The sequence below is a fragment of the Klebsiella sp. H-Nf2 genome (genome assembly GCF_002806645.1).
Classification (GTDB): domain Bacteria; phylum Pseudomonadota; class Gammaproteobacteria; order Enterobacterales; family Enterobacteriaceae; genus Klebsiella; species Klebsiella variicola.
In genome coordinates this window covers 516,787-529,994 of record NZ_PIBL01000002.1, presented here as the reverse complement: position 1 = coordinate 529,994, position 13,208 = coordinate 516,787, and the positions used below count along the sequence as shown (strand labels likewise).

Sequence of the window (13,208 nt, the reverse complement as noted above, 5' to 3'; positions counted from 1 at the left end):
CCGGGCTTTTTTTCAGGCAATATTCAAATACTTGTGCGTCTGCATGGACAGGCGCCAGTTGCGGGCGATGCAAGTGTCGATACACAGGCGCGTCGCGTCTTCTTTCTGACTGATCGGCTGCAGGGCGATGATCCGCGGTTTGTCATCGCTCAGCGTTTCCAGCAGTTCGTCCAGCGCTTCGATGTCGCGGACGCGCCCTACCGGATGCTTGATCTCATCCGCCCGCTGCAGAGCCTGAGACAGCACATCATACCCGCCACGCATATTGACCTTAGGGGATACCGTCACCCAGGTGTTGTGGCTGCAGCGCACTTCATGGGTGCCGCTGGTTTCAATCTGACAGCTAAAGCCGTTTTGTTCCAGAAGCGAGGTTAACGGCGTTAAATCATGAATGCAGGGTTCACCGCCGGTAATGACCACGTGGCGGGCAGTCCACCCCTGACGTCCAATAATCGCCAGCAGATCCTCGCTGCTTGCCGGACCCCATTTATCACTCTCTTTAGTTTTCGCCAGAATGCTGAACAACGACACTTCCCGATCGGCCAGCTTGTCCCAGGTATGCTTGGTGTCACACCACGCGCATCCTACCGGGCATCCCTGCAGACGAATAAAAATGGCAGGCACGCCAGTGAAGTAACCCTCGCCTTGCAGGGTCTGGAACATCTCGTTAATCGGGTACTGCATAGTCATCTCTGTTTAGGGTCATAAACGTCCATTATCGCAGATTTCAGCGCACAGGTCTTGTCCTGCGCTGCGATCCCTTTTTTACCCATCCGTCAATATCCGTGTCGGGAATAATATTATTGATTAAAAAAGCAATCTTTTCTTTTGGCTTAGTTTATTAGCATGATAAGAATTAAAATAAATAGCATTCTGACGCGTGGGCGGAAAATATGTAACAGAAAATGTTATCCCTGTCATTCCGGATAAAATAAAAGTTCCAGAGATCAAAACAAAAAACCTTAAAATTCAGTTGTGTACAAACAGATACATGAAAGAGTGAATTATCTATCTGATCTGAGAGTCTAATTCAATCCGCCGGTGATAATAACCTTAAACTGGTCTTAATAAAGCCCTGAACGGGCCCCTTTTTTATTTAATCGTCGTTTACTTTTGCCCGCCTAGAATCCCGCAGACCAACCATAATGAGATAGCGTTTATGACCACATTATTAATTACCGGCGTTACGGGGTTTCTGGGCGGTGCCGCGTTAGAGAAAATACTCCATCAGGAAACCCGGTTAGACCTGCTGCTGCTGGTGCGTGCTGATAGCCCCGAGGCAGGCCTCGAACGGGTCAAAGAGAACATGCGTAAGTTCAATATTGCCGAGGAGAAGCTGGCGATGCTTCACCCGCAGCATATCCTGCTGGGCGATCTCGCCTCTCCGGAGCATTTTCTTAACGATCCGCGCCTCGATCAGGTGACACATGTCCTCAACTGCGCCGCTGTCGCCTCATTTGGCAGCAACCCGCTCATCTGGAAGGTTAACGTTGAGGGTACGTTGCGCCTGGCGCAACGGATGGCGCAGGTTGAGGGTCTACAGCGTTTTCTGCACGTCGGCACAGCCATGTCCTGCTCACCTGAGCCGGATTCACTGGTCGCCGAAAGCGCGGAGTTTCGGGAACGCGCTGAGCACCTGGTGGAATACACCCACTCGAAATCGACCATCGAGCAGTTGATGCAGCAGCATTGCCCTACGCTGCCGCTGGTCATTGCCCGCCCCTCTATCGTGGTGGGTCATACTCATCACGGCTGCCGGCCTTCCAGCAGTATTTTCTGGGTGTTCAGCATGGGGCTGATGCTGCAGAAATTTTTATGTTCCATGGAAGACCGAATCGATGTCATCCCGGTGGACTACTGCGCTGATGCCCTGCTGATGCTGCTTAACCAGCCGCTGGCCCACGGCGAGGTGGTGCACATCTCTGCCGGGGAGGAGAATAGCGTGAAGTTTGCCGAAATCGACCGGGCGATGGCCCAGGCACTGGAGCAGGCCCCGGTAGGGGATAAGTACGCCCAGGTCAGCTATGAAACGCTGGTCAAAATGCGTCGTGAACTGAAAGGGATCTTTGGGCCATGCAATGAACGTCTGATGCTGAAAGCCATGCGTTTATATGGCGCCTTCGCCACGCTGAACGTGCGCTTTAGCAACGACAAGCTGTTGAGCATGGGAATGCCAAAACCACCGCGCTTTACGGATTACATCGACCGCTGCGTGGAGACCACCCGCGGGCTGTCTATCCCCCAGCAAATGGCCGTCGATTTTAAATGATGGCTGACGGCGTAAAAAAAATGCCAGCCCTGAGGCTGGCATTTTTATTTCACAAAGACAGGATTAAGCCTGGCCTTTGATCTCTTTACGACCGTTGAACGGCGCTTGCTCACCCAGCGCTTCTTCGATACGAATCAGCTGGTTGTATTTAGCAACGCGGTCAGAACGGCTCATAGAACCGGTTTTGATCTGGCCTGCAGCGGTACCGACAGCCAGGTCAGCGATGGTCGCGTCTTCAGTTTCACCAGAACGGTGAGAGATGACAGCGGTGTAGCCAGCGTCTTTCGCCATCTTGATTGCAGCCAGAGTTTCGGTCAGAGAACCGATCTGGTTGAATTTGATCAGGATGGAGTTAGCGATGCCTTTATCGATACCTTCTTTCAGGATCTTGGTGTTGGTTACGAACAGGTCGTCACCAACCAGCTGGATTTTGTCGCCCAGTACTTTGGTCTGGTATGCGAAACCGTCCCAGTCAGATTCGTCCAGGCCATCTTCGATGGAGACGATCGGGTACTGTTTGGTCAGATCTTCCAGGAAGTGAGTGAACTCTTCAGAGGTGAACGCTTTGTTGCCTTCGCCAGCCAGAACGTATTTACCATCTTTGTAGAATTCAGATGCTGCGCAGTCCATCGCCAGGGTGATGTCTTTGCCCAGCTCGTAGCCAGCTGCTTTAACCGCTTCAGCGATAACAGCCAGTGCTTCGGCGTTAGAACCCAGGTTCGGCGCGTAGCCGCCTTCGTCACCAACGGCAGTGTTCATGCCTTTGGACTTCAGCACTTTCGCCAGGTGATGGAACACTTCAGAACCCATGCGTACGGCTTCTTTCAGGGTCGGCGCGCCAACCGGCTGAATCATGAATTCCTGGATATCGACGTTGTTGTCAGCGTGCTCACCACCGTTGATGATGTTCATCATCGGAACCGGCATGGAGTATTTGCCCGGAGTGCCGTTCAGTTCCGCGATGTGCGCGTACAGCGGCAGGCCTTTGGACGCTGCAGCTGCTTTGGCGTTTGCCAGAGAAACAGCCAGGATAGCGTTCGCACCGAAGTTAGATTTGTTTTCAGTACCGTCCAGGTCGATCATGATCTTGTCGATGCCAGCCTGATCTTTAGCATCTTTGCCCAGGATTGCCTGAGCGATCGGGCCGTTTACCGCAGCAACAGCTTTGGTTACGCCTTTACCCAGGAAACGGGATTTGTCGCCATCGCGCAGTTCCAGCGCTTCGCGGGAACCAGTAGAAGCACCTGACGGAGCAGCTGCCATACCGACGAAACCACCTTCCAGGTGTACTTCGGCTTCAACAGTCGGGTTACCACGGGAGTCGATGATTTCACGACCGATGACTTTAACGATTTTGGACATTAGGTTTTCCTCAGTACAAGTTAAACTAAAACTCCAGACAAACAATGCACCCAGTTGGGTGCATTGCCGTTCTAACTCTTTTACTTCGCCTGACGCTTCTGGTACTCGCTCGCGGCTTTCACAAAGCCGGCAAACAGCGGGTGGCCGTCACGCGGCGTCGAAGTAAACTCCGGGTGGAACTGGCAGGCAACAAACCACGGATGGTTCGGCACTTCGATGATCTCGACCAACTGATCATCCCCGGAACGGCCCGCAACGCGCAGACCAGCAGCTTCAATCGGTTTCAACAACATGTTGTTGACTTCGTAGCGGTGACGATGGCGCTCGGTGATAGTCGGCTCGCCATACAGCTGACGAACCAGAGAATCATCATCCAGCTGGCACTGCTGCGCACCCAGGCGCATGGTGCCGCCAAGATCGCTCTTCTCAGAACGAACCTCAACGTTGCCTTCTTCGTCACGCCATTCGGTAATCAGCGCCACCACCGGGTACTTACAGTCTGGCACAAATTCCGTAGAGTTGGCGTTTTCCATGCCCGCTACGTTGCGCGCGAATTCAATCAGCGCAACCTGCATACCCAGGCAGATGCCCAGATAAGGAATATTGTTCTCACGCGCATAGCGCGCGGTGGCGATCTTACCTTCTACACCGCGGTAGCCGAAGCCGCCCGGGATAAGGATCGCGTCCAAATTCTTAAGGATTTCGACGCCACGCGTTTCCACATCCTGCGAATCGATCAGCTTGATGTTGACGGTCACGCGATTTTTCAGACCACCGTGTTTCAGCGCTTCAATCACCGACTTGTAGGCATCCGGCAGTTCAATGTACTTACCGACCATACCGATGGTGACTTCGCCTGCCGGATTGGCTTCTTCATAGATTACCTGTTCCCATTCGGCCAGGTTTGCTTCCGGACAAGTTAAGCTGAATCGTTTACAAATATAATCGTCCAGCCCTTGAGATTTCAACAGGCCCGGAATTTTATAAATGGAATCGACGTCTTTCAGAGAAATCACAGCCTTTTCCGGAACGTTACAGAACAAAGCAATTTTCGCACGTTCGTTGGCCGGAACTGCGCGGTCTGAGCGGCAGATCAGGATATCTGGCTGAATACCGATGGAGAGCAGCTCTTTCACGGAGTGCTGGGTCGGCTTGGTTTTGACTTCGCCCGCGGCGGCCATGTACGGCACCAGGGTCAGGTGCATAAACAGGGTATGCTCGCGGCCGATTTCTACCGCCATCTGACGAATGGCTTCGAGGAACGGCAGGGATTCGATGTCGCCTACAGTACCGCCGATTTCCACCAGCACCACGTCATGGCCTTCGCCACCCGCCAGTACGCGCTCTTTGATAGCGTTGGTGATGTGCGGGATAACCTGAACGGTCGCGCCCAGATAGTCACCACGACGCTCTTTACGCAGTACATCAGAGTAGATACGGCCGGTGGTGAAGTTGTTGCGACGCGTCATCTTGGTACGGATGAAACGCTCATAGTGGCCCAGGTCCAGATCGGTTTCTGCGCCGTCTTCAGTAACGAACACTTCCCCATGCTGGATTGGGCTCATGGTGCCCGGATCGACGTTGATGTACGGATCCAGTTTCATGATGGTCACGTTGAGACCACGGGCTTCAAGAATGGCTGCCAGGGAGGCTGCGGCAATGCCTTTACCCAGAGAGGATACGACCCCGCCGGTCACAAAAATATAGTTCGTTGTCATGCTGAACCTGAGAAGTTAGGGTAAAACGATGGAATAACCAGGACGGGAAAGTAGTATACCCGAACATGCGTGACGCCACAAACTTTCATTCTCCCCTCCCCTTCGTTCTTCAAGTTGCACCTGTGTTGCGACTCGAACAACTCGAAGAGGCAGGCTACATGGTGTTTCAACGACATAACGGAAAGAGAAAATAGACGCTTTTGGCGAAATGTTTTTGACGTAAATCAAGCGCTTGTTATTTATAAAATCACACAAATCGCGCTTGATCACGAAAACTCGTTAGAGATCAGTTTCCTGGCGCTTTACTTCCTGCCACACTTCTTCCATGGTATCGAGGTCGACACCGGTCATTTCGAGGCCGCGGGCGGCGACAATGCGCTCGACTTCACGGAAGCGACGCTCAAATTTGAGGTTCGCTTTCTGCAGCGCGACCTCGGCTTTGACGCCCAAATGACGGGATAAATTCACCGTGGCAAACAGCAGATCGCCGACTTCCTCTTCCAGTTTTGCTTCATCCACCACCGCCTGCTGCGCTTCATGCATCACTTCATCAATTTCTTCATGCACCTTGTCGAGCACCGGTCCCAGCGAGGTCCAGTCGAAACCGACCGCCGAGCAGCGGCGCTGGATTTTATGCGCGCGCATCAGCGCCGGCAGGCTATGGGGAATGTCGTCCAGCGCCGAATGCTGGGCTTTTTCCGCCCGCTCCGCGCTTTTGATCTGCTCCCAGCGGGCCAGGACTTCGCTGCTGTTTCCTGCGGTAGCATCAGCGAAAATATGGGGATGGCGACGCTCCAGCTTGTCGCTGATGGCGGCGCAGATATCGTCAAAGTTAAAGCGTTCCTCCTCCTGCGCCATTTGCGCATAGAACACCACCTGGAACAGCAGATCGCCCAGCTCACCGCGCAGGTCGTCAAAATCCTCTCGCGAAATGGCGTCCAGTACTTCATAGGTTTCTTCGAGGGTATACGGGGCGATGGTGGCGAAAGTCTGCTCTTTATCCCACGGGCAGCCGTTTTCCGGGTCGCGCAGGCGGCGCATGATGCCGAGCAAGCGGTCAATTTGAGTCATGTGACAATCCTGGAAATGTAAAAAATAGTCGACCGGATAAGGCGTTTAGACCTTATCCGACGTTGCGAAATTGCCGGATGGCGGCTTCGCCTTATCCGGCCTACAGACGAATTAACCGCCGTGCAGACGGCGCGCGTCAATGACATCGGGCACCTGGTTGAGCTTACCAAGCACCCGGCCCAGCACCTGCAGGTTGTAAATCTCAATGGTCATATCGATGGTTGCCAGCTGCTGACGGGTATCGCTCCGGCTGGCGACACCCAGCACGTTCACCTTCTCATTGGCGAGGATGGTGGTGATATCGCGCAGTAACCCGCTGCGATCGTTCGCCTCCACTCTGACCACCAGCGAGTAGCCCGCCGAGTAGCTTTCACCCCATACCGCATCGACGATGCGCTCCGGGGCATGCGACTGCAGTTCAGCCAGCTGATCGCAGTCGGCGCGATGCACGGAAATCCCGCGCCCCTGGGTGATAAAGCCGACGATCTCATCGCCCGGGATCGGCTGGCAGCAGCGGGCAATATGGTGCATCAGGTTGCCTACCCCTTCCACCACCACCCGGCCATTGTCCTTGGTGCGGTTCTGTGGGGCGTAGGTTTTCTGCTGCAGCTGCTTCAGCGCGGCCGCATCCTGCTCAGCGGCGCTCGGTTTATTGAACTGCGCCTGCAGGAAATTGACCATCTGGTTGAGACGGATATCGCCGCCGCCGATGGCGGCCAGCAGTTCATCGAGCTCGTTGAAGTTGTAGCGCGGCAGCAGGTGTTTTTCCGCATCCTTAAGGCCGATGCCCAGATGCTCCAGCTCGTCGTCGAGGATCTGCCGCCCGGCGAGAATGTTCTTGTCGCGGTCCTGCTTACGGAACCAGGCGTGGATCTTGGAGCGTCCGCGGCTGGTGGTCACGTAACCGAGGTTAGGATTCAGCCAGTCACGGCTCGGGTTCGGCTGCTTCTGAGTAATAATTTCAATCTGATCGCCCATCTGCAGCTGGTAGGTGAACGGCACGATACGGCCGCCAATTTTGGCGCCGATGCAACGATGGCCGACGTCGCTGTGGATATGGTAGGCAAAGTCGAGCGGCGTCGACCCCGCCGGCAGGTCCACCACGTCGCCTTTCGGCGTAAAGACATAGACCCGATCGTCGAAGACCTGACTGCGCACTTCGTCGAGCATTTCGCCAGAGTCGGCCATCTCTTCCTGCCAGGCAATCAGCTTACGCAGCCAGGCGATGCGGTCCTCATAGCCACGGCCACCGCCGGTGCCCGCTCCCGCGCCCTCTTTGTACTTCCAGTGCGCGGCCACGCCAAGCTCAGCATCTTCATGCATCTGCCGGGTGCGAATTTGAATCTCCACCGTCTTGCCGCTCGGGCCCAGCACCACGGTATGAATAGACTGATAGCCGTTGGGTTTCGGGTTGGCCACGTAGTCATCGAATTCATCCGGCAGGTGACGATAGTGGGTATGGACGATCCCTAGCGCGGCGTAACAATCCTGCAAACGCTCGGCCACGATGCGCACCGCGCGAACGTCAAACAGCTCGTCAAACGCGAGGTGTTTTTTCTGCATTTTGCGCCAGATGCTGTAGATGTGTTTCGGCCGGCCATAGACTTCCGCCTTGACGCCTTCGGCTTTCATCTCCGAGCGCAGGTGGCCGACGAACTCGTCGATGTAATGCTCACGGTCGATACGACGTTCGTGGAGCAGTTTAGCTATACGCTTGTATTCTGCCGGATGCAGATAACGGAAGCAGTAATCTTCCAGCTCCCACTTCAGCTGGCCGATACCTAAGCGGTTCGCCAGCGGCGCATAGATATTGGTGCACTCTTTCGCCGCCAGTACGCGTTCATCTTCCGGCGCGTCTTTGACCTCGCGCAGATGCGCGATCCGCTCAGCAAGCTTGATGACCACGCAACGGAAATCGTCAACCATCGCCAGCAGCATGCGGCGAATGTTATCCACCTGCTCGGAAGATACCGAGTCGGTATGGGTGGCTTTTAACTGGCGGATAGCGGCCATGTCCCGCACCCCGTGAATCAGGGTCACGACCGATTTACCCACGCTCTCCTGCATGACCTCTTCACTGACGACTTCACCGTCCGCCAGTGGAAACAACAGCGCCGCGCGCAGCGTATCGAGATCCATACTCAGGGTGGACAGAATCTCCACCATTTCGACGCCACGCCACAGCAGCAGGTCTGCCTGCGGGTGTCCTTGCGTTTTTTCGCGACAATAATCCCAGGTTTCGGCTAAGCGCTCACACGACTGCTGGCTGGAAATCCCCAGACTCGCGATCCATTTCTTCGGGTCAAATTCACCAGCTTTATTAAGATGTGCACTTCTTACCGCAACCATTGTCCTCTCCTTAAGGGACCGGCCTGCCGAAGTCGGCAAGCCTCAACTTTCTACATGTCATCCTGCAGGTCGCGTCAGCATTGACGGCCAGGGTAGCTCTTCTGCGACGTTGTGAATGACCTTATGTAAGCCTGCGCTCAAACAACACCATTGATTCCAGATGACCGGTATGCGGGAACATATCCAGCATCGCCAGGCGTTGAATCTGATATCCAGCCTGCAACAGGGTTTCGCTGTCTCGCGCCAGCGTCGCCGGATTGCAGGAAACATACACCACCCGCCGCGGTGCCAGTTTTATAATATGCGGCATCACGCCCGGCGCGCCGGCGCGGGCCGGGTCCAGCAGCACTTTATCAAAGCCGTGCTTCGCCCAGGCCTGACGGGTGACATCCTCTTCCAGATTTTCATGGAAGAAAGTGACATTTGATAAACCATTGAGGGCGGCGTTTTCCCGCCCCTTTTCTACCAGCGCGGGCACCCCTTCCACCCCCACCACGTGGGCGGCGCGAGTCGCCAGCGGCAGGGTAAAATTGCCCATTCCGCAGAACAGATCCAGTACCCGGTCCTCTGGCTGCAGATCCAGCCATTCCAGCGCAGTACGCACCATCTGCTGATTCACGCCGTCGTTGACCTGGATAAAATCCCGCGGACTGAACACTAAGCGTAGTCCGTCTGAGGTATACCATGGCGCTTCGCCATGAATATGTTCCAGTATCTCGCTTTGCGGCGCGAGGTACAGGGAAAGACCGTGAGTTTGCGAAAAGCGTTCCAGTTTTTCCCTGTCGCCCGCTGGCAGGGCAGCGGTATGGCGCAGCACCATCAGCGGGCCGTTGTCCGCCTGCACCAGCTCGACGTGGCCGAGGTGGCGTAATGCGCTCAGCGCGCTTAAGCACTCGCGCACGGCAGGCAGCAATGCCTCAAGTTGGGGCACCAAAACAGGGCATTGCACCACATCGACGATCGCTTTGGCGTTGGCCTGGCGAAAACCCATCTGCAATTGTTGGGTCTTTGGCTGATAATTCAAGCTTAAGCGCGCGCGACGGCGGTAGCCCCACGGCACGCCGGCGATGACCTCATCCACCTCACGCTTCATCAGCCGCGCCAGCGCGGCGCGTTTACTTTGCTGCTGAAGCACGACGCTGGCATGCTGTTGTTGGCAGCCGCCGCAGACGCCAAAATGCGGGCAGCGCGGCGCCTGGCGCTGCGGGCTGTCGGTTAGACGGCGTTTCACCTGGGCGCGGGCGTACTGTTTTTTGTCTTCCACCAGCACCACCTCGGCCTGCTCCTGCGGCAGCACACCGCTCACGAACAGCGCCTTCCCCTGGTGGCGGGCAACGCCCTGACCAAAGGGATCGAGGTCATTGACTGTAACGGTTATGATCTGGCGCGTCGTCACACGCCGTTTTGCAGAGTAGAATTGCGCCATCGTAGAGAGTTGTCTCAATCAAATAAAACGAGCTCGTTCAGGGCGGCAGTGCCGCGAAGCGCACCGACGCGCACAGAACGATGATGTCTATATTCTCCCATAATGGAACCGCATGACCAACTACAGCCTGCGTGCTCGCATGATGATTCTGATACTGGCGCCAACCGTCCTGATTGGGCTGTTGCTCAGTATTTTCTTTGTTGCTCATCGTTATAACGACCTGCAACGCCAGCTGGAGGACGCCGGCGCCAGCATTATTGAGCCGCTGGCGGTCTCCAGCGAATATGGCATGAATTTGCAAAACCGCGAATCCATCGGCCAGCTGATCAGCGTCCTGCATCGGCGTCATTCGGAGATCGTGCGGGCCATCTCGGTGTATGATTCGCATAACCGGCTGTTTGTCACCTCCAATTACCAGCTCAACCCCAGCGAACTGCAGATCCCGAAAGGCGAGGCATTTCCCCGCCGTCTCAGCGTCATCCGCGACGGCGACATCATGATCCTGCGCACGCCGATCGTCTCGGAAAGCTATTCGCCCGATGAGTCCCCCGAATCTGACGCCAAAATGCCGGGCAATATGCTGGGCTACGTCGCGCTGGAGCTGGATCTGAAATCAGTCCGCCTCCAGCAGTACAAAGAGATTTTCATCTCCAGTGTGATGATGCTGTTCTGCATTGGCATCGCGCTGATCTTCGGCTGGCGCCTGATGCGCGACGTCACCGGGCCAATCCGCAATATGGTCAACACCGTCGACCGCATCCGCCGCGGACAGCTGGACAGCCGGGTCGAGGGCTTTATGCTCGGCGAACTGGATATGTTGAAAAACGGCATTAACTCGATGGCCATGTCGCTGGCGGCGTATCATGAGGAGATGCAGCACAACGTCGACCAGGCGACCTCCGATCTGCGGGAAACCCTTGAGCAGATGGAGATCCAGAACGTTGAGCTGGACCTGGCGAAAAAGCGCGCCCAGGAGGCGGCGCGCATTAAGTCTGAGTTCCTGGCCAATATGTCCCACGAACTGCGCACCCCGCTCAATGGGGTGATCGGCTTTACCCGCCTGACGCTGAAAACCGATCTCAACGCCACGCAGCGCGACCACCTGACCACCATCGAACGTTCGGCCAATAATCTGCTGGCGATCATCAATGACGTGCTCGACTTTTCCAAGCTGGAGGCCGGGAAGCTGATTCTGGAGAGTATTCCGTTCCTGCTGCGCACCTCGCTTGATGAAGTGGTCACCCTGCTGGCGCATTCCGCGCACGATAAAGGGCTGGAACTGACGCTGAACATTAAGAACAATGTGCCGGATAACGTCATTGGCGATCCGCTGCGTCTGCAGCAGATTGTGACCAACCTCGTGGGCAATGCGATTAAATTCACCGAGCACGGCAATATCGACGTGCTGGTGGAGCAGCGGGCCATCAGCAACTCGCGGGTACAGATCGAAATTCAGATCCACGATACCGGCATCGGCATCCCCGAGCGCGACCAGTCCCGACTGTTCCAGGCCTTCCGTCAGGCCGATGCCAGCATTTCACGCCGTCACGGCGGCACCGGGCTTGGGCTGGTGATCACCCAGCGTCTGGTCAAAGAGATGGGCGGCGATATTTCGTTCCACAGTCAGCCGAACCGCGGCTCCACCTTCTGGTTCCATATCAGCCTCGATCTCAACCCGAACGCCATTCCGGATATGTTGAACACCGACGGGCTGACGGGCAAACGTCTGGCCTATGTGGAAGCCAACGCGACGGCGGCGCAATGTACGCTGGAGATGCTGGCCGCCACGCCGCTGGAGGTGATCTACAGCCCTACCTTCTCCTCGCTGGCGGAAGCGCAGTACGACATTCTGCTGGTCGGCATCCCGGTCTCAATGCGCGATTTGTCGCCGCACCGGGAGAAATTAGTCAAAGCCTGCGCGATGTCTGACAACGTGCTGCTCGCTTTGCCATGCCATGCCCAGGTCAGCGCCGAAGCCCTGAAGCGCGACGGCGTCGCTGCCTGCCTGTTGAAACCGCTCACCACCACCCGTCTGCTGCCGGCGCTGGTGGCTACCAATCATGCGCCGGCTTCCGCGCCGTTGACGCAGGCCGACAGCCATAAGCTGCCGATGACCGTGATGGCCGTCGACGACAATCCGGCTAACCTGAAGCTGATTGGCGCCCTGCTGGACGACCTTGTGCAGCAGGTGATCCTCTGCGACAGCGGCCAGCAGGCCGTGGACCAGGCCAAGCGGCTGCAGATGGATCTGATCCTAATGGATATTCAGATGCCGGATATGGACGGCATCCGCGCCTGCGAGCTGATTCATCATCTGTCACATCATCAGCAGACCCCGGTGATTGCAGTCACCGCGCACGCCCTGGAGGGCCAGCGGGAGAAGCTGTTGAGCGCCGGCATGAACGATTATCTGGCGAAGCCGATTGAAGAAGAGAAACTGCACGCTCTGCTGCTGCGCTATCAGCCCGGCCTGCACAGCGTCGCTCCGGCGGCGCTACCGCCCGCAGAGCCGGTCATCGACCATAACCTGACGCTTGACTGGCAGCTGGCGCTGCGTCAGGCCGCCATGAAGCCGGATCTGGCGCGGGAGATGCTGCAGATGCTGATCGCCTTTATGCCGGAGGTGCGTAATAAAGTGGAAGAGCAGCTGGTCGGCGAGCAGCCGGAAGGGCTGGTGGATCTGATCCACAAGCTGCACGGCAGCTGTAGCTACAGCGGCGTGCCGCGGCTGAAAAAGCTCTGTCATACCCTGGAGAGTCAGCTGCGGGCGGGTACCGCCGCCGAGGATCTGGAGCCGGAGCTGCTCGAGCTGTTAGACGAGATGGATAATGTGGCCCGCGAAGCTTGCCGGATGGGAGTGTAAACCCCGGATAGCGGCGCTACGCGCCTCATCCGGGCTACGCCCTACGGTCCAGTACTCGGTTGGTAGCCCCGGTAAGCGTAAGCGCCACCGGGGATGGTTCCCGGCTCGCAGTGTTACGGTCCAGTACTCGGTTGGTAGCCCCGGTAAGCG

At 56.4% G+C, this 13,208-nt stretch carries 8 protein-coding genes; 2 read left to right on the top strand and 6 right to left on the bottom strand.

The window, feature by feature from the left end:
* Window positions 1–12 precede the first annotated feature (12 nt).
* On the bottom strand, window positions 13–684 hold the full coding sequence (gene queE, locus CWM58_RS09280) for a 7-carboxy-7-deazaguanine synthase QueE (protein ID WP_008806241.1): 672 nt from the start codon (window positions 682–684) through the stop codon (window positions 13–15).
* 475 nt (window positions 685–1,159) lie between these two features.
* On the opposite strand from queE, the gene CWM58_RS09275 reads away from it, so the two are divergent.
* Window positions 1,160–2,269, top strand: a complete 1,110-nt coding sequence (locus CWM58_RS09275; protein WP_074387736.1) for an SDR family oxidoreductase — start codon at window positions 1,160–1,162, stop codon at window positions 2,267–2,269.
* A gap of 63 nt (window positions 2,270–2,332) precedes the next feature.
* Here the strand turns inward: CWM58_RS09275 and eno are convergent, their stop codons facing one another.
* The 5 genes from eno to rlmD all read right to left on the bottom strand — a co-directional run bounded on the left by eno (window position 2,333) and on the right by rlmD (window position 10,195).
* Window positions 2,333–3,631 carry a phosphopyruvate hydratase gene (eno, locus tag CWM58_RS09270; protein ID WP_061153500.1) on the bottom strand — a complete coding sequence of 433 codons (1,299 nt, stop codon included), beginning with the start codon at window positions 3,629–3,631 and terminating at the stop codon, window positions 2,333–2,335.
* A gap of 80 nt (window positions 3,632–3,711) precedes the next feature.
* Window positions 3,712–5,349, bottom strand: a complete 1,638-nt coding sequence (gene pyrG / locus CWM58_RS09265; protein ID WP_061153499.1) for a glutamine hydrolyzing CTP synthase — start codon at window positions 5,347–5,349, stop codon at window positions 3,712–3,714.
* 279 nt (window positions 5,350–5,628) lie between these two features.
* On the bottom strand, window positions 5,629–6,420 hold the full coding sequence (gene mazG, locus CWM58_RS09260) for a nucleoside triphosphate pyrophosphohydrolase (protein ID WP_100680789.1): 792 nt from the start codon (window positions 6,418–6,420) through the stop codon (window positions 5,629–5,631).
* 111 nt (window positions 6,421–6,531) lie between these two features.
* Window positions 6,532–8,769 (bottom strand): GTP diphosphokinase, encoded by a 2,238-nt coding sequence (relA, locus tag CWM58_RS09255; RefSeq protein ID WP_061153497.1) that lies wholly within the window; start codon window positions 8,767–8,769, stop codon window positions 6,532–6,534.
* A gap of 121 nt (window positions 8,770–8,890) precedes the next feature.
* A complete protein-coding gene (gene rlmD, locus CWM58_RS09250; RefSeq protein ID WP_100680788.1) occupies window positions 8,891–10,195 on the bottom strand; it encodes a 23S rRNA (uracil(1939)-C(5))-methyltransferase RlmD in 1,305 nt (434 codons plus the stop codon).
* A gap of 112 nt (window positions 10,196–10,307) precedes the next feature.
* Between rlmD and barA the strand changes: the two genes are divergently transcribed.
* On the top strand, window positions 10,308–13,058 hold the full coding sequence (gene barA / locus CWM58_RS09245) for a two-component sensor histidine kinase BarA (protein WP_100680787.1): 2,751 nt from the start codon (window positions 10,308–10,310) through the stop codon (window positions 13,056–13,058).
* The last annotated feature ends 150 nt before the right edge of the window (window positions 13,059–13,208 follow it).